We start from the raw sequence: 23,569 nt of genomic DNA, 5'->3' as shown, positions 1-23,569 counted from the left end.
TTAGTTGCCTGCCCGCCGTTAGTCGCCAGCAATGAACCGCGTTATGCTTTAGATTCGCTGTGAACCACTTGCATATATTCGGCAATATCTACTTTAAAGTTAGTGTGTTCCATTAAGTGGTCACGCATATGTTCCAGTGCTTCGGGATCACCGTGAACAAGCTGAATAGGCGTGTCGGGTCGTAGTGACGAAGCTTTTAGCCACGCGGTTAACTCACTGTAATCAGCGTGCCCCGACAAGCCCTCTAAACTGCGAATGCGAGCTTTCACCGGTAACCAGCTGCCATGCACTTTAATACTAGGTACGCCTTGTTGCAGCTTAGCCCCACGAGTACCACCGGCCTGATGACCAGCAAATAATACCGTGCTGCGGTGATCACCCAGCCAGTGTTTAAAGTGGTGCAAAATTCGCCCACCCGTTGCCATGCCAGAGCCGGCAATAATAATATGCGGCCCGAGTTGATCGGCTATGGCTTTAGATTCGTCCACATGACGTGTATAGGTAACTTGCTGAGCAGCCTGCTGACACTCAGCCGCGCTGAGCTTATGATACTGATGATGGCGCTGGTATATTTCAGTGGCGCTAATAGCCATAGGGCTGTCTAAATAAATCGGCATTTTGGGTATTTTGCCCGTTGCCATTAATACCGTTAGTAAATGCTGCAGCAATTGCGCCCTACCCACCGAGAAGCTTGGTATTAGTAATACTCCTCCGGCACTTGCTGCCTCATTCACAACGGCAGCTAACTGCTCGTAAGGGTCTTCAGTATCTGGATGTAGCCTATCGCCATAGGTAGACTCGAGCATGAGTAAATCAAGCTCTGGCAGAGGTTCTGGTGCCGTCATTAGAATATCGTTGGGCCGGCCCACATCACCGGAAAAACCAATGCGTTGACCACCGGAGGACAAAATAACACTGGCGGCACCCAGCAAATGCCCCACCGGGCGTAATTCCACTTCAATGTCGCCCACCCGAAAGGTTTTCTTGAACTCAACACCGTGGAATAACTTCAGTGCCGCTTCGGCCGTTGCCTGGTCGTACAAAGGTTCGGGCTTTTCGTGCTTACTCAAGCGGTGTTTGCCCAGAAACTTCGCGTCTTCTTCCTGAATATGGCCGCTATCGGGCCATAACAATCCGCACAGTTCCACCGTAGCGTGATGGGCATAAACCTTACCGCGAAAGCCGTGTTTGTATAGCAAAGGTACATAACCGGAATGATCCAGATGCGCATGGCTTAACACCACCGCATCCACATCATTTATACCTAGCGGTAACGGCTGCCAATTGCGGCGCCGCAACCATTTGAAGCCCTGAAATAAGCCACAATCGACGAGTAACCTGGTGGAATCCGACTCAACCAGATATTTAGAACCGGTTACAGTTTGTGCACCACCTAAGAATGTTACTCGCATTGTGAACTCCTAGTCGTTTTTATCAGCTCCCGATTCATCCGCGTTCTCTTGTGCAGACTTATCTTTGCTCTCTTTTTTGGTTTTGCTCTTCTCGTCTTTTTGCGCCCGCTGTTCTTGCTGCACTTTCTTGCGCCCTTCAGCTGAACGGGCCACTTCTTCTGCAGTGATCAGAGCAATAATCTGCCAACCGGGTTTAGGCTCAAAGGTATGGTCAGTGGTAAACACGTGACACTGCTTACGATCATCAATGGCAAACAGCGGCATTGCCCGGTTGCCATAACGCTCCTGATAGTCGTCAAAGCTAAAGCTGTCTGACAGCGGTGTGGTTTTTACTTCGGCACCCTGAAAGCCTAAACTTGCCAGCTTGGAAAAGGTAAACCCCTTGCCAAACAGTTTCAGTTTCTTCCGGTAACTTTCCGACTGTAGTTTTCGTACCGAATTATCGTCATCGGTAGTTGGCAACCCAAATACTTTATCGGCAGCAAACCAATCTTCAAAATGCGCGGCCACGTCGGGATTCAACTGCTTGTATGGCGACATTATCAACAACCGGCCAATACCCGTTAAATCCATATTCTGCGACGCGTGCTCAGATGCCGGGTTACCAAAATATACCGGTATTTCCGCCATGCGCGCTTCTTTAATATGTTCCCAGTTGGTGTCACTTAACAACACCGGAATATCTTGCTGGCGCAGCGCTGAGGCAATTTTTCGTACAATTTGCGAACCACCGAACATTAAAAAGCCATGCGCCGGAGGTTCCCGCAGTTTCAGCCAGTGTGCTAACGGCTTGGCCGTTAAGCTTTGCAATACAACCGTGGTGAGTATCACTAAGAATACCAAGGGCACCAGTAATTCGGCGCCTTCCCAACCTGCTTGCTCCAGTTTCAATGCAAACAAGGCTGATACTGCAGCAGCAACAATACCGCGCGGTGCTATCCACGACAGCAGCAGCTTCTCTTTCAGCTTGGTGCCAGTGCCAATAGCAGACACCCACACGCTAACCGGGCGTACCACGAAAATAATAATACCCAATAAAATGGCCGCAGAAACGCCAAGTTGATCGAAAGCATCAGGCTGAATGCGAGCGGCCAGAATGATAAACAAGCCCGATATCAGCAGTACGCTTAAGGTTTCTTTGAATTCAAGAATATCTTCCAGATTCAAATTCTTGGTGTTGGCCATCACCATGCCCATAACAGTAACAGTCAGCAGCCCCGACTCATGTTGTACGGCATTAGAAAGCGCAAACACACCCAGCACGGCACCCAGCGTAGCGACATTTTTCAGGTAATGTGGGAACCAGCCCCGACGCAGCGCAATGCCCAATGTCCATGCCGCTAACCAACCAAATACGAAGCCTACTACTACTGTAGTACCGAATGCTTGAAACGCCTGCCAGGCACCCGAGCCCTGCTGCGCCAGAATGTACTCGTATACCAATACCGCCAGCAGAGCCCCAATGGGATCAATAATAATGCCTTCCCAACGTAAAATATTGGAAAGCCGCGACAGCGGCCGCACCGAGCGTATCATGGGCATAATAACTGTCGGCCCGGTAACTACTACCAGCGCACCAAACAGAGCAGAAATTTCCCAGGTAAAGCCCATTAAATAATGGGTGGGAATGGCAATACCTATCCAGGTAATGACCATGCCAATACTAACCAGGTTGGTCACCATGCGACCGTGGCCACGAATTTCGTCCAGCTTCAGGGTTAAGCTTCCCTCAAACAGAATAATGGCAACCGACAACGAAATCAGTGGAAACAGCAAGTCACCGAAAACTGCTTCAGGGTCCAACACGCCAAGGCCGGGACCAATGGCTAAACCAACCAGCAGCAAGGGCAAAATGGCTGGTATTTTCAGACGCCATGAACCCCATTGGCAGATAATAGACAACACCCCAATCAGCGCAAGTGCGGACAAATTCGACATTTAATTTCCTTGTCTTTTTAAATCAGATAACGTCAGTGTACTTTAAATTTGCCCCACTTGGATCTGTCCAAACCGGGATCTAAGCCGCAAACCTACTTATCTGGTTCTTTTGTGTGCAAATCCTCGTCATGCTGTTCTAAATCCCAGGGTAAAACCCCGGGCGACACATGCCGGAAATACAGATAGTTTTCGAACTGATTAATCACGTCATTAATAATGTCTGTAGGTTCAAAGCCAAATACATCGTAGGCTTGTCCACCCTGACGTAAAAATACTTCAGCACGATAATAAAGTTCTTTATTTTGGTCGCTTTGTAGCGCGAATGCCGGCCGTTGATAGCTACGACGTCTTACTTCGTACACAAAGTGCACATCGTCGTTGTGTTCAACCGTTAGTACGCTACGACAGTATTCCTCGTCAAACTCAACTTTAGCGTCCCATTTTTGTTCAGCAAGTTCGTCGCGCACCTGCTCCAGACACTTCTGCACTGGTCCCTGAATAAACTCAGTTACAGATTCGTGAGTGGGAAAATCTACCATCCCGGCCAGACGTTTCTTCCAGTACTGCGGCCCTTCGTTAACGCCACGGCGATGGGTTTTCATGTGGCTACCCAAGCTGGAATGACGGTGCCCTTCAATAACTAAGGCGCGCCACATACCAACCGCTGCGATTAGAATAATCACCGCGAATGGCAAGGCACTGGCAATCGCCGCCGTTTGTAATGCTCCTAAGCCCCCGGCCAGCAATAACACCGCCGCTACCACACCTTCGGCACTAGCCCAAAAAATGCGCTGCCATACTGGTGTGTCCATGCGACCGCCCGAGGCGAGTGAATCTATCACCAGGGAGCCTGAATCTGACGAGGTAACAAAGAAGGTGATAATCAGCAGCACAGTGACGAAAGACAGCACGTTGGTCCAGGGCAAGCGCTCGTATAGCTTGAATAGCGCAATAGCCTGATCTTCCTGCACCATCCCTATCAGCGTGGTGTAGCCCTCGTTCATAACCATATTCAGAGCCGTGTCACCAAACACCGCAAACCAGAAAAAAGTGAATATGGTAGGTACCAGCATAACGCCAAACACAAACTGGCGAATCGTACGGCCGCGGCTAATTTTGGCAATAAATAGCCCGACAAAGGGTGCCCAGGCAATGGTCCAGCCGAAGATGAACAGGGTCCAGTTACCTATCCAGTCACTTTTGGTATAAGCCTGCAAGTTGAAGGTACGTTCAACAATATTGTTCAAGTAGCTACCGGTGTTCTGTAAAAAGGTTTCCAGAATATGAACCGTGGGGCCAACCGCAAACACAAACAGCACTAAGAATAGTACTAGCGCCATATTGAACATCGATAAGCGCTTAATACCTTTGTCCAAACCAGCCACCACTGAACCTATAGCGCAAAGGGTAATAACCGCAATAGCAATTATTTGCACCATGGTGCCAACCGGGATAGCCGGCCACAGATAGTTTAACCCGGCATTAATCTGAATTACCGACAACCCTAAGGTGGTGGCAATACCAAACATGGTCCCCAAAATTGCAAAGGTATCTATGGCATGACCTGGCGCACCGTATATTTTATCGCCAATCAACGGGTATAAGGTGGAGCGCATAGACAATGGCAAGCCGTGGCGAAAGGCGAAATAAGCCAACACCAAACCCACTAGCCCGTAAATGGCCCAAATGTGGAAACCCCAATGGAAGTAGGCAATTTGCATCGCCTGACGGGCAGCCCCGATAGTCTCAGGTGCCCCACTTGGCGGGTCGGCGTAGTGCAAAATAGGTTCGGCAACGCCGAAGAACAGCAGCGCAATGCCGTAGCCAGCAGAGAACAACATGGCAAACCAGGACACGAAGCTGTACTCCGCTTCAGCGTGGTCTGGACCAAGTTTGATGCGGCCCCAACTGGAAACAGCGACAGCAACGATGAAGACTAAGAAAGTCGCCACCGCCAACATGTAAAACCAACCAAAATCACGGGTTATCCACGCCAGAGTACTGTCGAAAACCTTTCCGGCAAGTTCGGGACTACTTAAGGTTCCTATAACAAGTAGTGCAATAACTGCCACTGCCGGTATAAAAACCGGTAACAGTAAAGCCCCTTGTTTGGATTTGTCTGGCGCCGCTGCCATTTGTTGCCCTCCAAATAAAATGAATTTATTTCAATTATTTAGAAAGGCTAGCAGGTGATACTACTTTTACAAGGCAGCTTCGCGCTGAACGTTTTCCAGCCATTCAGTAATAGGCGCAGGACGATTATACAAGTAACCCTGTAAAAACTTGCAGCCGTGCTCGATTAGCTAATCGCCCTGACACTGAACTGAAAACCTCCATGCAGTTGATTTCACTAGTCCTGATCAGGATCTAAGAAACCTCCTGACTGATGCTGCCACAGCTGTGCATACAAACCGTCGGCGGCAATCAATTCCGCGTGGGTGCCCTGCTCGACAATACGGCCTTCGTCCATAACTATCAGCCTGTCCATCGCCGCAATAGTGGATAGCCGGTGAGCAATGGCAATTACGGTTTTCCCTTCCATTAAGCGATATAGGTTTTCCTGAATAGCTGCTTCAACTTCAGAATCCAGTGCCGAGGTGGCCTCATCTAAAATCAGTATGGGCGCGTCTTTTAACATGACTCGCGCTATGGCTATGCGCTGTCGCTGGCCACCTGATAGTTTCACACCGCGTTCACCAACATGCGCATCAAAACCGGTTCGGCCTTTGGCATCGGACAAGTCCGGAATAAAACCATCGGCACTGGCACGCCGTGCAGCATTTTGCATTTCTTCTTCAGTGGCGTCGGGGCGTCCATACACTATGTTGCCGCGTACCGAGCGATGTAACAGCGAGGTGTCTTGCGTCACCATACCAATATTCTGCCGTAAGCTGTCCTGAGTAACAGTTCGAACATCCTGACCGTCAATACGAACCTCGCCCTGGTCAATATCGTAGAAGCGCAGTAACACGTTCACCAGAGTAGATTTCCCGGCACCCGAGCGCCCTACCAAGCCCACTTTTTCACCCGGCTTAATCACTAAATTGAAATCATTAAGCACCGACTGCTGAGTGCCTTTGTAGGTAAAGTACACATGATCAAAGGTAATTTCCCCTTTAGGTACCTGCATTGGCGTAGCTTCCGGTTTATCCAGCACCTGTTGCGGAACTGACACTGTGGCCATACCGTCTTGCACGGTTCCGATGTTTTCGAATAAGGATGAAACCTCCCACATGATCCATTGCGACATACCCCACAACCGCAGCACCAAGGCCAGCGCCACAGCAATGGCACCAACACTAATCAACTCACCCAGCCATAACCAAATAGCAACCACGCCAACAGCTGCAAGCAACAGCGAGTTCAATATATACAGGCACGCATAAAGCTTGGTCACCAGGCGCATTTGTTGATGCACAGTACCGAGGAAATTATCCATACCCTCACGGGCAAAGCTGCTTTCCCGCTTAGCGTGCGAGAATAGCTTCACGGTTTGAATGTTGGTGTAGCTATCGACAATACGACCGGTCATTTGCGAACGAGCATCTGCCTGCGCTGCAGAAACCTTACGCAACACCGGTAAAAAATACCGCAGCAGAAACACATAAATAATAATCCAGACCACTAGCGGCACCGCCAGGCGCCAGTCGGCCATGCCGACAATGAACAAGGTGCCGATAAAATACACAGTCACGTAATTCAGTACGTCAATAAGCTTAATCACGCACTCGCGCACAGCCAGTGAGGTCTGCATTACTTTGGTAGCAATACGTCCGGCAAATTCGTCCTGATAAAAAGTTACTGACTGATTCAGCAAATAGCGGTGCAACAGCCAGCGAATACGCATGGGGTAGTTGCCCAGCAAGGTTTGATGAATTACCAATGAATGCAAAAACACCATGGCCGGTAGGCCAATCACAATAAGTGCCAGCATGCCCAGCAACTTGCCCAGCTCGTTGTCTAAAAAGGTTGCTCTGTCCTGCTCCGCCAGCCAGTCAACAATGTTGCCAATAAAGCTGAATAACCACACTTCGGTAAGCGCAATCAGCATCATCAGCACCCCGGCTACGGCAATAAAAGGCCAGGCTCCGCGGCTGTAATGCAGACAAAATTGCACCAGAGTTTTCGGTGGTGTACCAGATTCAGGCTCGGGGAATGGATTTAAGCGTTGTTCAAACCAGCGGAACATTGAGTTCTCCTTTTCAATGCCCGCTAGTTTAAAGCATCTCCTTCTTTCTTGTCAGGCTATTCGTTCAGAATTATTCACTCGAGCGTAGTGCTGAGTAATTCACCGGAACCCACTGATAGCCCTCATTGGCAAGGCGAATGCGACCAATTCCAGGGAAGCTTAAATGCGAGCCTGCCACTAAATAACCAAGTCGCGCAGCGTCCTCGTAGGCATGTCGGCGCTGGGCTCTTGCTGCTTCCTGGTCGGTGTCAAAATCGATGGTAATGTCGGGATGCGGAAATTGCACCGCAGCGACATGCATAAGGTCACCCCAAAACATCAGTTTTTCGCCCTTACTCTCAACCACATAAACGCTATGTCCCGGCGTGTGGCCATAGGCCGCAGTGGCTGCAATACCATCGCCGAACTCAGTGGAACCACTGAAGCCTTCTACTTGGTCATTGTCCAAGTAAGGCTTCAAAGACTTGCGGGCACCTTCAAAAAAGCCTTTGTTAGCATCACTTGCAGCGGCTAAATTGTCATCGCTTAACCAGTAGTCTAAATCTTTTTGATCGGCTCGAATAACAGCGTTTGGAAATGCGCGACGCCCCTCGTCGAGCAAACCACCTAAGTGATCCGGATGCATATGCGTCAGATAAACTTCATCAATAGCATCGCCGTCGTAGCCCGCGGCCTCCAGACTCGTCAGCAACTTACCCAGGCTAGGGCCAAATAAGTCCGCAGCGCCAGTATCAATCAGAACTAATTTATTGCCAGTGTGAATTAAGTAGCCGTTCACCGACGTCACAACCGGGCTATCTTGATAAGATACTGCCAGCTGTTTGCGTACGTCTTCAACGCTCATGCCGTTCAGTAATTCATGCGCTGGCAATTCAAAAGTACCATCATTCAGTGCAGTAACCTCGTAGTCACCCAACATCATACGGTAGTAACCAGGTGAGGTTTTCATCATTAGCGGCGTTTCACCGGCGTGTTGCTCCGGATTCTGTTGTGCCCAGGCTGGTAACACCGTGACTGCAGCACTTAAAGTTACCAACGAAATCATAAACTTATTAAGGTGTGTCATTGCTAATTCCTCCATTGACTAGCTATATCTGTAACTAACACTCACCCGTTAGACTTTAGTCGAATGTCGATAACCTGCAAACTTAGGCTATAGTTTGCGAGTTATAACAATAACCAACAATGCCATAATCCAAACTCACAATTCTGGGGCAAAACAATGAACGCTATAGTCTTGATGTTGCTCGGTATAGTGGCCATGTTTCTTGGCTACGCTTTTTACTCCAAGTTTATTGCCGAAAAAATCTTTAAGCTTGATCCTAATTTCCGCACTCCAGCGCATGAATTTGAAGACGGCGTTGACTTTGTGCCAACCAACAAATTCGTGCTTTGGGGTCACCATTTCACCTCAGTTGCCGGCGCAGCGCCTATTATAGGCCCTGCTATTGCGGTTATCTGGGGCTGGGTACCTGCGTTTTTGTGGGTGATTTTCGGTACTATTTTCTTTGCGGGCGTACACGACGCCGGCGCTATCTGGGCCAGTAACCGGCGCCAGGGTAAATCCATAGGTGCTCTCACCGGCGACGTGGTAGGCACCCGCGCCCGTACCTTGTTTATGATTGTCATATTCCTGGTACTGCTGATGGTGAACGCCGTATTTGCCACAGCTATTTCCGGTTTGCTAATTAACTTCCCAAGTGCGGTAGTTCCGGTTTGGGGGGCTATTTTTGTGGCTCTCATTATTGGCCAGTTAATTTTCAGAAAGTTTATGGGTCTTGGTGCTATTTCAATACTTGGCGTTATTGCCCTGTACGCACTGATCTTTGTTGGCCCGGAAGTACCTATTTCACTACCTGAAACCGTGATGGGTGTGTCTGATAACGCGCAGTGGATTTTGATTCTGTTTGGCTATGCGGCTATCGCGTCACTGCTGCCAGTATGGGTGCTGTTGCAACCACGTGATTACATTAATGGTTTACAGTTATTCATTGGCTTGATTCTGGTTTATGCCGCGGTGCTTATTTCCGGGCCTGAAATTGTTGCGCCAGCTATTAACATGGATACACCTGAAGGTACGCCTTCCATGTTGCCACTGCTGTTCGTAACTATTGCCTGTGGTGCTATTTCCGGCTTCCACGGTTTGGTTGCATCAGGCACTACTTCGAAGCAAATCGACAAAGAAACGGATATCCGTTTTGTTGGTTACTTTGGTGCCGTTGGTGAAGGTTCTTTGTCACTGGCCACTATTATTGCTGCTACCGCTGGTTTCGCCACTCTGGCTGACTGGCAGGCGGTTTATCACTCCTTCGGGCAAGGTGGTGTTGCTGCCTTCGTAACCGGTGGTGCCAACATCCTTAGCGCCGGCATAGGTTTAAATACCGACATTTCGCAAACCATTCTAACGGTTATGGCGGTGCTGTTCGCCGGTACGACTATGGACACCGGTTTGCGTTTGCAGCGTTATATTTTCCAGGAGTGGTCGCAAATTTACGACATTAAGTGGATGGGTAAGGCCTTACCAGCAACTCTGCTTGCCGTGGGTAGCTGTTTATTGCTGGCCTTTGGTGCCGGTGGTGCAGATGGTTCAGGTGGCTTACTAATCTGGCCTCTGTTCGGTACCACTAACCAGCTGTTAGCAGGTTTAACCTTATTGGTTATTACCGTAATGCTGGTGCAACGTGGGCGCCCTATGCTGTATACCTTAGCTCCGCTGATGTTCCTGCTGATAATGACTATTTTCGCGCTAATTGTGCAGCTGCAAAGCTTCTACCTGAAAGCCGACTGGTTCTTATTCACGCTGGATCTTGTTATTCTGATTGCCGCTATCTGGATTGCTCTGGAAGCTGGTAGCACGCTGCGTCGGTTGATTAAAACCGGCTCTACCGAGCAAACACAGGAATAACAACACCGGGTTGTATTAGGTATGCAGATTAAACGCATCAAACAATGGTTGAATACCGCCTCCTCGTTCGCCGAGGAGGTTTACAATGCCCCTTATCGTTCGGCGATTGCCAGAGCCAAGCGTGAACAGGACGACATGTTCATGCTACTGGTATTCTCCGACATGATGGGGGTTCCTAACCCGGCAACTTATTACACGCTCGAGCTGCAACCTTTGCTGCTTGAGCGTTTTCATGAATGGCACTTAAGAATGGGCATGGAACACTCCCCACTTGATCACTTCCGGTGCTGTTAACTCCCCCCTTTGAAAAGCTGAGAACCCCATGACATCCCAACAACTTACCGATAAACGTGTGGTTCTGGTTGGTGGTAAAGGCGGTGTGGGTAAAACCACATTGTCCTCATCTTTCGCCCTATTGGCCGCCGAGCGTGGGCGTAAATGCCTACTGGTAAGCACCGATCCCGCCCACAGCCTAGCCGATGCCTTTGACCGCCCTATTGGCGATAACATTACCCGATTGGCGGCAAACCTGGATGGTTTGGAAATTGATCCGGATAAAGAGGTACAAGAGCACGTTGAGCGGGTTATGGCGCAAATGAAACGCTTCACCCAACCCGATATGTACCCGGAAATTGAACGCCAGCTGCGGCTCACCCAACAATCACCCGGTGCCCAGGAAGCGGCGCTGCTCGAGCGTATTTCCCGACTCATTGATGAAGGTTTGAATAACTACGACCTGATTGTGTTTGATACCGCGCCAACTGGCCATACGCTGCGTTTGCTCAGTTTGCCGGAAGCTATGGCAGCCTGGACTCAGGGAATGCTGAAACAAACCGATAAATCTGAGCAATTAAAGGGCGTGCTCGATCATTTGTCGCCAAAAAGTGGCAAGGATATTCAAAACCCCATGGCTGACCCTGGCGAGCACGAAACCGACGGCATGACTGACCGCACTAAGGCTATTACCGAGTCCTTGCGCAAACGTCAGCAACTCTTTCAACGTACCCGCCGCATTTTGAAAGATGCCAGCCAAACCGCGTTACTGTTTGTATTAACTCCTGAAAAATTACCCATTATGGAAACTGCTCGCTCGGTGAAATCATTGCAGGGCGAATCACTGCCATTAGCTGGCCTGTTGATTAACCGGGTGCTGCCCGATAGTGCCGACGGCGACTTTATGGCGCAGCGCCGCAAACAGGAAAAGACCTACCTGGCCGACATAGAAACCTTGTTTGCGCAGCAACAACGTTGGTATATTCCGTTGCAGGCAAATGATATTCAAGGCTTAACAGCATTAACGGCAATGTCGCAGCAACTGGCTGATAAAGGGCTTTAGCCATTCCCACAACAACAGAGGTAAGGCATGAATTTGCAGGGTAAAAACATTCTGGTAACTGGCGGTGTACAAGGTATTGGCCGCGCTATCGTTGACCATCTTCACGCTGCTGGCGCTACCTTATTGGTTACTGATATTCAGGCCGAAGGCGGTGCTGATTTGGTGCAAGCCCTTGGCGAACGCGTACAGTATTTTAATGCCGATGTACGAGCTAATAATAGCCTGGAAGAAGCGTTAGCATGGCTTAGCAGCAATAATTTACAACTGCACTGCGCCGTAAATAACGCTGGCGTGGAGCACGCTCCGAAACCATTACTGGAATGTACCGAAAAAGACTGGGACAACACCATTGATATTAATTTGAAGGGTGTGTTCTTTTGCATGCAGCAGCAGGTAAAAGCCATGCTGGCAAGCGGTGGTCATATTATTAATATGGCGTCGGTAGCTGGCATTCGCTCAGCGCCGAGCTTGTCACCTTATGCAGCCAGTAAACATGGTGTGGTTGGTTTAACTCGGTCAGTAGCCGTTGAATATGCCCGCGCCCAAATTCGGGTGAATGCGGTGTGTCCGGGAATAATTAAAACCGACATGATGGCGCGTGCCTTTGAACACATGCCTGAACATACTCAAAAAGCGCTGGTGAATAGTCACCCCCTGCGCCGGTTGGGAACTCCGGCTGAAGTGGCGCAAATGGTAGGTTGGTTGTGCAGCGATGAAAGCAGCTTTATTACCGGCCAGTGTTTTACGATTGATGGCGGTATGACGGCGTAACAGCTGTCATAACTGCGCAACACCTATTGTTGCAGCTATCACGACTAGAATAGCCACACCGATTTTTCGGCTGTGGCGTTCCCATAATTCCAACGCTGGTTTGCCCAACCACAAAATCAGCACCGCCAAGCCGTAATAACGGAATCCACGTGCTAACAAGGCCGCCAGTATGAACAGTCCAAATGAGTACTGGCTGGCACCGGCGGTAAGCATAGCTACCTGAAACGGGATCGGGGTAACACCAACCGCTACAATAGCCCAAAAGCCGTCTTGTTCGAACTGCTGACTAAATTCCTGATACGCCTGCTGATAACCCAAGTTATTCAGAGCCCACTGCCCGGCCGTATCGAACATAAACCAACCCAAACTATAACCAACTGTGGCGCCCAGCAAACAGCCCAGTAAGGTTGCCGTGGCAATTTTCCAAATACGATCCCGCTCAATGAGCATAAAAGGGATCAGCACTAGCTCCAGCGGAATTGGTATCACCAAAGACTCCATAAACGACAACACGAAGATCATTACTAGCGCGTGCGGCGAGTCCAGCAATTTATGCAACCAGGCTTGAGCTCTGGTTGAGTTTGGCTTTACCTGCTCAGGTTCCGGCTTATGTTCTGGCTTAGGATTTGAGGTCATTATTAAAAATCATTGTGCAGCTATAACCGCGGTAATGTCGTACAAGCTCGCATCGGTGCCGTCAGACAAAGCCAGAACGTGCCCCGACTGAGTAACCAGAATGTTTCGCCAGCGTAGGTTTAGCTCGCTCAGTAATTTCTTTTCACCTTGTTCAGACCAGCTCAGTTTTCCAGGCGGTGCGCTATGACTTGCGCCCGGAAGTTGAATCATTCGTAGTTCGCGCGCAGCCAGCGCCGTGACTAATAACTTATCCTGATAAATAGCCATTGCCGACGGCGCTATGCTTGGTGTCCATTGTAATAGCGGCGCAGTTACCTGAGGTAAACGTTGATAAGGTGACACTACCGCACCGGTGTAATCCAGCCCAAAGGTGGCTATGGGCCAGCCGTAATTATTACCGGCAACCAAGTGATTGATTTCATCACCACCGCGTGGGCCATGTTCATGACTAAGAATTTGATTGGTCGTTGAATTCCATACCAAACCCTGACTGTTGCGGTGCCCATAGGTATAAATTTCTGCTTTCGCGCCAGCCTGTCCAACCAAAGGATTGTCTGCAGGCGCGCTCCCGTTGTCAGTTAATCTTAGAGTTTTACCCAAATGACTGTCTAACCGCTGTGCCTGTTCACGATAGTCGAAACCGTCGCCTACCGTAAGCAGCAAGGTAGTATCAGGTAACCACAACAGTCGCCCGGCAAAATGAGCGCCGCCGGTTTTGGCAGGCTGACTGCGGAATAACGGCTGCACATTTTGTATTTCATTGTTCGTTAACACACCCGCAGCAAGGCAAGTGTGATTGGCTTCAGCGCTACCACAACTGTAACTAAAGTAGAGCTTCTGGTTGTTGGCAAAGTCCGGGTGTGGGCGAACATCCAGTAAGCCACCCTGCCCTAATTCCAGTAAATCCTCAGGCGCAACTGACACTTGAGTACTTTGGGTAACCTGCAAGCTACCGGATTCCGTTTGCAAGGAAATAATTCGCAGTTGCCCTTGGCGTTCAGTGACTAGTACGCGACCATCCGGCAGTTGGGTTAAGCCCCAGGGTTTAACTAAGCCCTCAACTAATGCCTTTGGCTGTGCCAATGCGACGCCAGCAACCAACCAACTTAACATCAACAGGTACTTCATAACGGCTCTCCTGCGAACTTAAGCGGGTCGCGATGTTGACGCCCGCGTGCGTACAGCCAGCTACCAAAAGCAGCAGCTAGCATAATGGCTAAAGTACCGGGCCAGTCGCGGGTTGCAGCAATAAGTGTCGGCATCGGCGCAATAGCATCTACTACCCATAAAGCCACCCACAGCCCCACGAAACCACCCACAAAAAATACCCATTGATTTGATTTGGGGTAATGTCTGGCAATGAAGGTTCCGAGCGGAAATACAAACAAATACTCTACCGCTATAATAATGGCCAGAGTTGGCGTGAAGGAAATAAGATCCTTACCTATGGTTACCAGCCAGTCCTGCCAGCTAATACCAACACCTAATTCAACCAGTGCGGCTAAATTGAATTGCGTTTGCAAAATACTGCCCAGCACTGCTGCTGTTAGCACAGCTAAACAGAACCAACAGAATCGGTGCCAAAGTTTGGTTGTCTGCATAGTTGCTGGTACTCCAGGGTCAACAGTTGAGTTCACCTACAGATTACCGCATGATGTTGGCATAAAATCAATAACAGGAAGCGTTAGATGGAATCTAAACAGGCGATGCCGGAACAGTTTGATAATCTGGATCAGGTTGTCGATCGAATTATTGAACGGGTTGGCAATGACATAGTGCTGGGCCTACCACTTGGGCTGGGTAAATCCTGTACTATTGCCAATGCTTTGTTTCAGCGTGCCAGCAGCAATCCTGAACTTAAGCTTACCATTCTAACCGCGTTGACTTTAGAGTCCCCGGCCACCACCAACTTATTGGCCAAACGCTTTCTGGAACCCATAGCCGATAACATTTTCGGCCGCTACCCCGGCTTGGACTACACCAAAGCTGCCCGCGCTGGTAAGCTTCCTGACAACATTCAGGTCAGAGAATTTTTTCTTAGCCCGGGCAAATGGTTGAACGTGCCAAGCGCACAACAAAACTATATCTCAGTGAATTACAGTCACGCCATTGATGCGCTAATAGCAGCAGGCATGAACGTGATTACGCAAATTGTGGCAGAAGATGCCAACAACAAACACGACAAGCCGCTTAGCCTAAGCTGCAATCCAGACATTACCGTAGATTTATTAAACCGCCGGAAGCAACTGCCAGCGCCGCTGTTAATGGTGGGTGAAGTGCACAGCAAGTTGCCTTATATGGTTGGTGATGCCGCGCGTGAAAATCATGACTTTGATATTCTATTCCGACCTGAAGATAACGGCTTCGAGCTATTCAAAATACCGCTGGAGCCGGTATTTCTGCGCGATCACGCCATTGGTATGCAGGTGGCGGCTTTGGTTGAAGACGGTGGCACGCTGCAAATAGGCATTGGTGCTATTGGCGATGCCATTTGCTTTAACCTGAATCGGCGCCATCAGCATCCGCACGACTTTCAGCGAGCGCTACGCGCGCTGCAACCTCAGCCCATGCCGCTGGAAAGCTCGTTAGAGCGCTTCGACAAAGGCTTGTACGCCTGCACAGAAATGCTTGTGGATGGGTTATTGTCGTTACTGGAAACTGGCGTGCTAAAGCGCGAGGTAGACGGTTTTGCTATTCATGCTGGCTTTTTCGTTGGCAGCCCGACCTTTCATCAGCAACTGAACAACCTGCCGGTTCATTTGCGCCATAAAATAGGCATGATGCCGGTGTCTTATACCAACACACTAAGCGGGCAAGAGCAGAAAAAACGGCGCGCCCGCACCAAAGCTCGCTTCGTTAACAGCACCATGATGATGACGCTGCAGGGTGCCGCCGTATCAGACGGCCTGGATGACGGCCGCGTAGTAAGCGGCGTTGGCGGCCAACACGATTTTATTCAGCAGGCACATCAGTTACCCGATGCACGGGCCATCCTGACCCTGCCCGCTACCCGTACCAAAGGCAGCGAGGTTCGCTCGAATATTGTCTGGAGTTACGGCCATACCACTATTCCACGGCATTTGCGTGACGTGGTGGTAACTGAATACGGAATTGCCGATTTGCGCCATCAAACCGACGAAGAAGTGATTAAACGAATGCTGGCCATCACCGATTCCCGGTTTCAGGACGAACTGCTGGCTCAGGCTAAGGCTGCAGGTAAAATTGACAAAGAATACCAGCTACCTAAATCACAGCGGCACAACACGCCACATAGGTTAGAACAGGCATTGCGTGGCTTCAGTAAGCAGTTGCCGAAATTCCCATTGGGCTCAACATTTACCCCTACTGAGCAGACCATAGCAGCTGCACTGGCTTACTTAAGTCCACGGGCAAGTAGTAAAAAGGTATTGTTGAAACTAGTTTGGCAGGGTTTTAGCCATAAAGCAGATGATACAACTATTGCGGTGTTGGAGCGGTTGCAGTTGCAGCAACCAAAAACCATGGCCGAGCGGTTTTATCGCCGTCTGGTTATTGGGCTGCTGGCAACTGAGAATTTTTAACTGTTTTGCTTGGTATTGCCGGCTTTATCATCGCTTTCAATACCGAGTTTACTCTTAGCTGCAAGTACTTCATCTAAGAAATCTCTGGAGCCACCGCCCATGTTCTCTTCAGCAGCAACTTGCAGTTCGCGGGCATCATACTCCCAGCGATCCAGAATTTTCACTTTTTCAAAATCCGACAGCTCTGCGTCCTCCAAAACGTCGGCCGGTTTATCATAAACGGCAGTAGGATCGACCAGTGCTTGTTTGTAGCTCATAAAACCTCCATTAATTAACTATATTCTAAGTATAGACGCGGATTTCGAGTTTTGCCGCAAATCTACTTTCTTTACATGTCCTTAGCATGTTACAGATCACAAACAAAAGGCCAACAGGAGTTTTTCATGAAAGCAATTGGTTATCAGCAGTCACTTCCCGCCGACAATCCGCAAAGCCTGCAGGATATTGAACTGGACAAACCCAAGCCCGGCCCGCGCGATGTGCTGGTAAAAATAAAAGCCATCGCAGTAAACCCTGTTGATACGAAAATTCGCATGCGTATAGCACCGGATCACGGCAGCCACAAAGTAATTGGCTGGGACGCCAGCGGTGAAGTTGTAGCTGTGGGTAACGAAGTGACCAATTATAAGATAGGTGATGAAGTTTGGTATGCCGGCGACTTAAACCGGCCGGGCTGCAATGCTCAGTATCAGGTGGTAGACGAGCGTATTGTTGGCCGTAAGCCAAGCTCATTGAGCCATGCTGAAGCCGCCGCGCTGCCGCTAACTACCATTACCGCCTGGGAACTGTTATTTGAGCGGCTGCAAGTACCTACCAATAAGCCTGCCATATTATTAGTTACCGGTGCTGCTGGTGGGGTTGGTTCTATCTTAGTGCAGTTAGCGAAGCAGCTTACGCAAGCCACTGTGGTAGCTACCGCATCACGGCCAGAAACCAAAGCCTGGGTGCAAGAGCTGGGCGCCGACGTGGTACTTGATCATAGCAATCCCTTGAGCGAAGAATTAGCCAAGCACAAGCTGACCGATGTAACCCACGTAGCCAGCCTCACCCATACTGCCGAACACTTTGCCGAGCTGGTAAAAATGCTGCGCCCACAAGGCCGTTTAGCGCTTATTGACGACCCCACTGAACCACTTGATATAAGTAGTATGAAGCAGAAAAGCTTGTCGTTACATTGGGAGTTTATGTACACCCGATCGCTGTTCCAAACCGACGACATGGACAGTCAACGCAAGCTGCTTAATGAGGTAGCTACGCTAGTGGATGCTGGGAAAATTAAAACCACACTGGGGCAGCATTTAGGTGTCATTAACGCCGAAAACCTCCGTCGGGCTCACCAACAGCTGGAACAACACACAGCTATTGGTAAATTGGTACTGGAAGGCTTCGACAGTTAAATCAGCGACAGTCCCGGCTTGGTAACGCTTTGATATAACTAAGGCGTTCGTTATTGGTGTCTCGGAAATCATATTGAATTTCCACATCCTGCTGACGGAAAAACACCATGTCGGGACTATTACATAAGTTTTTCAGCATTTGCTGCTGTAAGTCCTCGCTCAATTCAATCAGATCGCTTTGCCGACGTTTCGGCTGCAACAAGGTGTAATGAAAACGTAAGCTATTATCGTCTACACTAGTACGCTCGAATTTTACCTGTTCATTGAGCAGTCTGGGTGTGTTGCGATTATAGATACCGGAGCGTTCTACCAGCTCTTGTTGCACTTTGTTACGATTTAACGCGCTTTGTATGTCGGCACCAAAAAAACCTAAAATTACGACTACAATCAGAATTGAAATGCTAATACCAATAAGAACCGGACGTTGCGGCAGTGTCATAGAATGCTTACCTGATTGAATTAGAAGTTTATAGTTAAGCCTAACGCTAATAAAACTTGTCAGCAATATAGTGATCCCACTTACAAACATTCATGTATGTATGTATAATGACGCGCATTCCAAATGACCCGGTACACAGGTCGTTATATTTTATTTAGATAGTGAGGTAACTACATGCAACAACGTCCTTCTTCATCGTTGTTTGTTTCAGTTCTGGCCGGTTCCTTATTGCTGGCAGCCTGCAGTGACGAGGCTCCGGCAGACTCTGGTAATCAGCAAGAACCAATGACTGTTGGCGTGGTAACCATTGAACCCCAGTCCGTAACCTTAACCACCTCACTACCCGGCCGCGCGGCCGCCTATAAAGTTGCCGAAGTTCGCCCTCAGGTAAGTGGCATTATTGAACAGCAACTGTTTGAAGGTGGCGCTATGGTTGAAGCTGGCCAGCAACTTTATCAAATTGAAGACAGCACTTACGCTGCAGAACTTAATAGCGCCGAGGCTGCACTGGCGCGTGCGCAGGCGAATTTGAGTGCCACCGAAAAACGCTTTCAACGCTTTGAAAATCTGATTGAGGAAAGCGCTGTTAGCCAACAAGATTTTGATGAGGTTGAAGCTACTTACCTGCAAGCTCAGGCTGAACTTAAAGTAGCTCAGGCTGACGTTGCCCGCGCTGAATTAAATATTCAGTACACTCAGGTTCGCGCCCCTATTTCTGGCCGCATCGGCCGTTCTTTGCTTACCGAGGGTGCGCTGGTTAGCAACGGTCAGGCGCAAGCGTTAACGACTATTCATCAGCTTGATCCTATTTACATCGATATTGTACAAAGCAGCGATGAATACCTGCAATTGCAACAAGATATTCGCTCTGGCCGAATTGAAACCGCCCCTGATAACCGTGCTGAAGTTGCCGTATTAGTAGGCAACAACGAGAGCTTTCGGGTAACCGGCGAGCTGCTGTTTAACGAAGTCAGTGTCGACCCGCAAACCAGTGCCATTACTCTGCGCGCCCGGGTTGATAACCCCGACCACCGGATTATGCCAGGCATGTACGTAAATACCGAAGTAACCTCAGGAACCTTGAAACAAGCCCTGTTGGCACCGCAATCCGGAGTTACTCGTGACCCACGCGGCCGCGCCATGGTGATGCTGGTAAACAGTGACGGTAAAGTTGAGCAGCGCTTTGTTGAGGTTGCCTCTACCTTAGGTAGCGACTGGATTGTTACGGATGGCCTGGAAGCAGGTGATCAGGTGATTGTAGAAGGACTTCAGAAAATCAGTCCAGACATGCCAGTTAAAACAGAAGAAGTGAAATAATTCATGGCTAACTTTTTTATTAACCGCCCTATTTTTGCATGGGTTATTGCCATACTGATCATGCTTGGCGGTGGCTTAGCAATTACGCAGTTGCCAATTGAGCAATACCCGGAAATTGCGCCGCCTTCAGTGCAAATTAATGCCTCTTACCCGGGTGCTACGGCAGCTACGCTGGAAGAAAGCGTAACCCAGGTAATTGAACAAAACCTGACTGGCATCGACAACCTGAAGTATTTCTCTTCAGCCAGTGATTCAGCCGGTAATGCCAGCATTACCCTAACCTTCGAAGCCGGTACTGATGCCGACATTGCGCAGGTACAGGTACAGAATAAACTACAGCTAGCATTACCCTTGCTGCCACAAGCCGTGCAAGAACAGGGCTTAGTGGTAGCTAAATCGAATAACTCATTCTTAATGGTATTGGCGCTGGTGTCGGACAACCCGGACATCGACCAAACAGATTTGGGCGATTACATTGCCAGCAACATGCAAGATCCTATTAGCCGTACAACCGGCGTTGGTAACGTGCAGCTGTTCGGTGCACCTTACGCCATGCGTATTTGGTTGGACCCTGCTGCGTTAAATCGCTACCAAATGACTACTCAGGACGTAGTTCTGGCCCTGCGGGAACAAAACAACCAGGTTGCCGCCGGTCGTTTAGGTGGCACCCCTGCTGTTGAAGGGCAACGTTTAACGTCGTCTATTATTGCGCAAACCCGGCTGGAAACAGTGTCCGAGTTTGAGGACATTTTGCTACGCGTGAATAACGACGGTTCGGAAGTGACTGTTGCTGATGTTGCCAAAGTTGAACTTGGTGCGGAGAGCTATAACACCATAGCGCGCTACAACCGCCAGCCGGCGACCGGTTTGGCAGTGAATCTGGCAACGGGTGCTAATGCCTTGGCAACAGCGGCCGCCGTGAAAGAACGAGTAGCTGAACTGGAGCAGTTTTTCCCGGAAGGCGTTAGTTTGGTGATTCCGTATGACACCACCCCATTCGTAGAAATATCCATTACCGAAGTGGTAAAAATTCTATTTGAAGCGGTAGTGCTGGTGTTTTTACTGATGTTTCTGTTTTTACAGAACTTACGCGCCACACTTATTCCAGCCTTTGCCATTCCGGTGGTGTTATTAGGTACCTTCGGCATCATGTCGGCCTTTGGATTTACCATTAACACCTTAACTATGTTCGGGGTGGTACTGGCCATTGGCCTGTTGGTGGATGACGCCATAGTGGTAGTTGAAAACGTTGAGCGACTAATGAGTGAAGAAGGCTTGTCGCCCCGTAAAGCCACCATCAAGAGTATGGGCCAAATTACCGGTGCGCTAGTTGCCATTGGTTTGGTTATGGCCGCAGTATTCGTTCCTATGGCCTTCTTCGGCGGCTCCACCGGTGCGGTATACCGACAGTTCTCGATAACTATTATTTCAGCCATGGCCTTGTCAGTACTGGTGGCGATTATTTTCTCGCCAGCACTGTGCGCCACTATTTTGAAGCCGATTAATGAGAACCATAAACCTAAGGGTTTATTGGGTATGTTTAACCGTGGCCTGGATCGCGCCACCAATAAATATACCAACTCGGTGCAAAGCATCATTAAGCGCAGCGGCCGTTTTATTGTTATTTATCTTGGTTTGGTAGTGGTACTTGGCTTCTTGTTCGCACGTATGCCCAGCTCCTTTATTCCGAACGAAGACCGCGGCGTATTTCTGACGCAAATGCAGTTACCTGCCGGTGCTACTCAGGAACAGTCGTTTGAAACCATGCAAAAAATTGAGAACTACTATTTAGACGAAGCCGATGGCATTCGCTCTGTATTTTCGGTAGTTGGCTTCAGCTTTAGTGGTCAGGGTCAGAATGCCGGTTTAGCCTTCGTGCGTATGACTGACTGGGACGAACGTACTACTCCGGGGTTACAGGTAGACGCCATTATTGGCCAGGCTATGGGTAAGTTGAGTCAAATCCGTGAAGCCATGATATTTGCCTTTAACCTGCCTTCGATTCCGGCGCTGGGAACCGCCAGTGGCTTTAACCTGTTTTTGCAGGACCGCGGTGGCTTGGGTCATCAGGAACTGCTGAACGCCCGTAATCAATTACTGGGTATGGCCTCGCAGGAAGAATCACTAACCGGTGTGCGACCCAATGGGTTAGAAGATACACCGCAGTTCCGGGTAGACGTTGATTTCAATAAAGCCAAAGCCATGGGTATTAGCATTGACGCTATTAATGCGACTTTAAGTTCAGCCTTCGGTAGCTCTTATGTGAATGACTTCATTGACCGCGGTCGGGTGAAGCGCGTATACGTGCAAGGTCAGGCGGAGAATCGTATGAAGCCTGAAGATATTTCCGACTGGTATGTGCGTAACGATAGCGGCGAAATGGTTTCCTTAGGAGCCTTCTCCAGCACCTACTGGGACTTCGGCCCGCAGCGCGTACAACGCTATAACGGTGTGCCCGCTATGAATATACAGGGTGAAGCAGCCGAAGGTTTCTCCTCAGGTGCCGCCATGGACAAAATGGCCGAACTCATCGCCCAACTGCCGCCAGGCATTGGTTTCGAGTGGACAGGTATTTCTTTAGAAGAGCAAGTATCCGGTAATCAGGCGCCACTGCTTTATGCGTTGTCGCTGTTAGTAGTGTTCCTGTGCTTGTCGGCTCTGTACGAGAGCTGGTCGATACCTTTCGCCGTTATGTTGGTGGTTCCGCTTGGTATTCTGGGTGCTGTTATTGCCGCCACCATGCGTGGTCTTGAAAACGACGTGTACTTCCAGGTTGGCCTGCTAACGACTGTGGGTGTTTCGGCAAGGAACGCTATCTTGATAGTTGAATTTGCCAAAGACCTGCAGGCACAAGGCAAGGAATTACTGGAATCAACACTTGAAGCGGTTCGCTTACGGTTGCGTCCGATTCTGATGACCTCATTGGCCTTTACCTTCGGCGTGTTGCCACTGGCCCTGTCCACCGGCGCTGGCGCGGTAAGCCGTCAGGCCATAGGTACAGGTGTTATTGGTGGTATGCTCGGCGGCACTATTCTGGCCATATTCTTCGTACCGCTGCTGTACTATGTGGTACGTAAAACCTTCCCGCCGAAAGCGGTAGAGGAATAACTCCAAAAGCGTGCTATGGTTAGGTTTCTCTTAGCTAACCTAACCATAGCCTATGCTGTATCGTTATCTATTCGTTGCTATTGCCTGTATTACGTTGCTAATTGGCATTCAGTTTCCCAACTTTCTAAGCCAATACCACCAACGTTTACATGCCCAACTTGCTGAAGTGACCGAAAATTTGTCTGGCTTTCAGCAAATTGCCGATCGTCATTTCAATGGTGATTTAGAAGCTTTGATTAATCACCACCAAACCTCAAACGATGCTATTTTTCGCGAAGAAGCTATTCCGCTGCGCTCTATGTATAACCGCTGGCTGCGCTTTTCGGCTGAACAACAAGCATTGCAGGTGAGCTACCCTGAGCAGTTATTACATTTGGTGGTAGCAGCGGATGACGAGATTCGTACGGCTACCTGGCAGCAATATAGCTATGCGGTGCCACTAACTACCCGGGCACTGGTTACCGGCGGCGTATTTACGCTGATTGTGTTGCTGTTACTGGATATACTGAAGGGCTTGCTGCGCCGTTTATTTCGACGCAGCAAAAGGCCAGCTTATTAGTG

19 protein-coding genes are annotated in these 23,569 nt (G+C 49.4%); 9 read left to right on the top strand and 10 right to left on the bottom strand.

Annotation, left to right across the window (positions count from 1 at the left end):
* Positions 1–41 precede the first annotated feature (41 nt).
* From CCE91_RS05710 to CCE91_RS05690, 5 genes are all read right to left on the bottom strand, one after another.
* The gene (locus CCE91_RS05710) at positions 42–1,412 is read right to left on the bottom strand and encodes an MBL fold metallo-hydrolase RNA specificity domain-containing protein (protein WP_086434256.1); all 1,371 of its coding nucleotides are present in this window, start codon (positions 1,410–1,412) and stop codon (positions 42–44) included.
* Positions 1,413–1,421: 9 nt separating this feature from the next.
* The gene (locus tag CCE91_RS05705; RefSeq protein ID WP_086434255.1) at positions 1,422–3,350 is read right to left on the bottom strand and encodes a cation:proton antiporter; all 1,929 of its coding nucleotides are present in this window, start codon (positions 3,348–3,350) and stop codon (positions 1,422–1,424) included.
* Between the two features lie 92 nt (positions 3,351–3,442).
* The gene (locus CCE91_RS05700) at positions 3,443–5,485 is read right to left on the bottom strand and encodes a BCCT family transporter (protein WP_086434254.1); all 2,043 of its coding nucleotides are present in this window, start codon (positions 5,483–5,485) and stop codon (positions 3,443–3,445) included.
* Positions 5,486–5,700: 215 nt separating this feature from the next.
* Positions 5,701–7,539, bottom strand: a complete 1,839-nt coding sequence (locus CCE91_RS05695) for an ABC transporter ATP-binding protein (protein WP_086434253.1) — start codon at positions 7,537–7,539, stop codon at positions 5,701–5,703.
* A gap of 70 nt (positions 7,540–7,609) precedes the next feature.
* Positions 7,610–8,605 (bottom strand): MBL fold metallo-hydrolase, encoded by a 996-nt coding sequence (locus CCE91_RS05690; protein WP_234996267.1) that lies wholly within the window; start codon positions 8,603–8,605, stop codon positions 7,610–7,612.
* A gap of 156 nt (positions 8,606–8,761) precedes the next feature.
* Between CCE91_RS05690 and CCE91_RS05685 the strand changes: the two genes are divergently transcribed.
* The 4 genes from CCE91_RS05685 to CCE91_RS05670 are packed head-to-tail and all read left to right on the top strand — an operon-like array spanning position 8,762 to position 12,551.
* A complete protein-coding gene (locus tag CCE91_RS05685) occupies positions 8,762–10,444 on the top strand; it encodes a carbon starvation CstA family protein (RefSeq protein ID WP_086434252.1) in 1,683 nt (560 codons plus the stop codon).
* A 21-nt stretch (positions 10,445–10,465) separates the two neighbouring features.
* Complete coding sequence (locus tag CCE91_RS05680) at positions 10,466–10,738, top strand: cory-CC-star protein (RefSeq protein ID WP_086434251.1); 273 nt, start codon at positions 10,466–10,468, stop codon at positions 10,736–10,738.
* Between the two features lie 28 nt (positions 10,739–10,766).
* A complete protein-coding gene (locus CCE91_RS05675; protein WP_086434250.1) occupies positions 10,767–11,780 on the top strand; it encodes an ArsA family ATPase in 1,014 nt (337 codons plus the stop codon).
* A gap of 27 nt (positions 11,781–11,807) precedes the next feature.
* Complete coding sequence (locus CCE91_RS05670) at positions 11,808–12,551, top strand: SDR family NAD(P)-dependent oxidoreductase (protein WP_086434249.1); 744 nt, start codon at positions 11,808–11,810, stop codon at positions 12,549–12,551.
* Positions 12,552–12,557: 6 nt separating this feature from the next.
* Here CCE91_RS05670 and CCE91_RS05665 read toward each other — a convergent pair whose 3' ends face one another.
* Genes CCE91_RS05665 through CCE91_RS05655 form a run of 3 tightly spaced genes read right to left on the bottom strand, consistent with a single transcriptional unit; the run spans position 12,558 to position 14,788 of the window.
* Positions 12,558–13,187, bottom strand: coding sequence for a YqaA family protein (locus CCE91_RS05665; RefSeq protein WP_086434248.1), 630 nt, complete (start codon positions 13,185–13,187; stop codon positions 12,558–12,560).
* A 9-nt stretch (positions 13,188–13,196) separates the two neighbouring features.
* Positions 13,197–14,315: a PQQ-dependent sugar dehydrogenase gene (locus CCE91_RS05660; RefSeq protein ID WP_086434247.1), complete on the bottom strand. Its 1,119-nt coding sequence runs from the start codon at positions 14,313–14,315 to the stop codon at positions 13,197–13,199.
* The gene (locus CCE91_RS05655; protein WP_086434246.1) at positions 14,312–14,788 is read right to left on the bottom strand and encodes a hypothetical protein; all 477 of its coding nucleotides are present in this window, start codon (positions 14,786–14,788) and stop codon (positions 14,312–14,314) included. Before CCE91_RS05655 ends, CCE91_RS05660 begins: the two co-directional genes overlap by 4 nt.
* Before the next feature lie 87 nt (positions 14,789–14,875).
* Between CCE91_RS05655 and CCE91_RS05650 the strand changes: the two genes are divergently transcribed.
* Positions 14,876–16,747 carry an acetyl-CoA hydrolase/transferase C-terminal domain-containing protein gene (locus tag CCE91_RS05650; RefSeq protein ID WP_198677978.1) on the top strand — a complete coding sequence of 624 codons (1,872 nt, stop codon included), beginning with the start codon at positions 14,876–14,878 and terminating at the stop codon, positions 16,745–16,747.
* Here CCE91_RS05650 and CCE91_RS05645 read toward each other — a convergent pair.
* The gene (locus tag CCE91_RS05645) at positions 16,744–17,004 is read right to left on the bottom strand and encodes a hypothetical protein (RefSeq protein ID WP_086434245.1); all 261 of its coding nucleotides are present in this window, start codon (positions 17,002–17,004) and stop codon (positions 16,744–16,746) included. The two genes, CCE91_RS05650 and CCE91_RS05645, sit on opposite strands and share 4 nt — an antisense overlap.
* Positions 17,005–17,130: 126 nt before the next feature.
* Here CCE91_RS05645 and CCE91_RS05640 point away from each other — a divergent pair, with 126 nt between their 5' ends.
* Positions 17,131–18,144, top strand: a complete 1,014-nt coding sequence (locus tag CCE91_RS05640; protein ID WP_086434244.1) for a zinc-binding alcohol dehydrogenase family protein — start codon at positions 17,131–17,133, stop codon at positions 18,142–18,144.
* Between the two features lies 1 nt (position 18,145).
* Here the strand turns inward: CCE91_RS05640 and CCE91_RS05635 are convergent, their stop codons facing one another.
* On the bottom strand, positions 18,146–18,583 hold the full coding sequence (locus CCE91_RS05635) for a hypothetical protein (RefSeq protein WP_086434243.1): 438 nt from the start codon (positions 18,581–18,583) through the stop codon (positions 18,146–18,148).
* 174 nt (positions 18,584–18,757) lie between these two features.
* Here CCE91_RS05635 and CCE91_RS05630 point away from each other — a divergent pair, with 174 nt between their 5' ends.
* Genes CCE91_RS05630 through CCE91_RS05620 form a run of 3 tightly spaced genes read left to right on the top strand, consistent with a single transcriptional unit; the run spans position 18,758 to position 23,567 of the window.
* Positions 18,758–19,900, top strand: coding sequence for an efflux RND transporter periplasmic adaptor subunit (locus tag CCE91_RS05630; RefSeq protein WP_086434242.1), 1,143 nt, complete (start codon positions 18,758–18,760; stop codon positions 19,898–19,900).
* A 3-nt stretch (positions 19,901–19,903) separates the two neighbouring features.
* Entirely contained in the window at positions 19,904–23,008 is a 3,105-nt protein-coding gene (locus CCE91_RS05625) for an efflux RND transporter permease subunit (RefSeq protein WP_086434241.1), read from the top strand.
* Positions 23,009–23,060: 52 nt separating this feature from the next.
* Positions 23,061–23,567, top strand: coding sequence for a DUF2937 family protein (locus CCE91_RS05620; RefSeq protein WP_086434240.1), 507 nt, complete (start codon positions 23,061–23,063; stop codon positions 23,565–23,567).
* Positions 23,568–23,569 lie beyond the last annotated feature (2 nt).

The sequence above is a fragment of the Pseudidiomarina planktonica genome, from assembly GCF_900177775.1.
Classification (GTDB): Bacteria; Pseudomonadota; Gammaproteobacteria; order Enterobacterales; family Alteromonadaceae; genus Pseudidiomarina; species Pseudidiomarina planktonica.
Note: the sequence above shows the minus strand (reverse complement) of the source record. Positions and strands in the feature narration are given on the sequence as shown.

Excerpts from the sequence above, each read along its gene's own strand:
- CCE91_RS05680 (WP_086434251.1), top strand. The coding sequence starts at position 10,466 with ATGCAGATTAAACGCATCAAACAATGGTTGAATACCGCCTCCTCGTTC.
- CCE91_RS05635 (WP_086434243.1), bottom strand. The coding sequence starts at position 18,583 with ATGACACTGCCGCAACGTCCGGTTCTTATTGGTATTAGCATTTCAATT.
- CCE91_RS05710 (WP_086434256.1), bottom strand. The coding sequence starts at position 1,412 with ATGCGAGTAACATTCTTAGGTGGTGCACAAACTGTAACCGGTTCTAAA.
- CCE91_RS05675 (WP_086434250.1), top strand. The coding sequence starts at position 10,767 with ATGACATCCCAACAACTTACCGATAAACGTGTGGTTCTGGTTGGTGGT.
- CCE91_RS05705 (WP_086434255.1), bottom strand. The coding sequence starts at position 3,350 with ATGTCGAATTTGTCCGCACTTGCGCTGATTGGGGTGTTGTCTATTATC.
- CCE91_RS05630 (WP_086434242.1), top strand. The coding sequence starts at position 18,758 with ATGCAACAACGTCCTTCTTCATCGTTGTTTGTTTCAGTTCTGGCCGGT.
- CCE91_RS05665 (WP_086434248.1), bottom strand. The coding sequence starts at position 13,187 with ATGACCTCAAATCCTAAGCCAGAACATAAGCCGGAACCTGAGCAGGTA.
- CCE91_RS05625 (WP_086434241.1), top strand. The coding sequence starts at position 19,904 with ATGGCTAACTTTTTTATTAACCGCCCTATTTTTGCATGGGTTATTGCC.
- CCE91_RS05700 (WP_086434254.1), bottom strand. The coding sequence starts at position 5,485 with ATGGCAGCGGCGCCAGACAAATCCAAACAAGGGGCTTTACTGTTACCG.
- CCE91_RS05670 (WP_086434249.1), top strand. The coding sequence starts at position 11,808 with ATGAATTTGCAGGGTAAAAACATTCTGGTAACTGGCGGTGTACAAGGT.
- CCE91_RS05645 (WP_086434245.1), bottom strand. The coding sequence starts at position 17,004 with ATGAGCTACAAACAAGCACTGGTCGATCCTACTGCCGTTTATGATAAA.
- CCE91_RS05695 (WP_086434253.1), bottom strand. The coding sequence starts at position 7,539 with ATGTTCCGCTGGTTTGAACAACGCTTAAATCCATTCCCCGAGCCTGAA.
- CCE91_RS05640 (WP_086434244.1), top strand. The coding sequence starts at position 17,131 with ATGAAAGCAATTGGTTATCAGCAGTCACTTCCCGCCGACAATCCGCAA.
- CCE91_RS05655 (WP_086434246.1), bottom strand. The coding sequence starts at position 14,788 with ATGCAGACAACCAAACTTTGGCACCGATTCTGTTGGTTCTGTTTAGCT.
- CCE91_RS05690 (WP_234996267.1), bottom strand. The coding sequence starts at position 8,605 with ATGACACACCTTAATAAGTTTATGATTTCGTTGGTAACTTTAAGTGCT.
- CCE91_RS05685 (WP_086434252.1), top strand. The coding sequence starts at position 8,762 with ATGAACGCTATAGTCTTGATGTTGCTCGGTATAGTGGCCATGTTTCTT.
- CCE91_RS05650 (WP_198677978.1), top strand. The coding sequence starts at position 14,876 with ATGGAATCTAAACAGGCGATGCCGGAACAGTTTGATAATCTGGATCAG.
- CCE91_RS05660 (WP_086434247.1), bottom strand. The coding sequence starts at position 14,315 with ATGAAGTACCTGTTGATGTTAAGTTGGTTGGTTGCTGGCGTCGCATTG.
- CCE91_RS05620 (WP_086434240.1), top strand. The coding sequence starts at position 23,061 with ATGCTGTATCGTTATCTATTCGTTGCTATTGCCTGTATTACGTTGCTA.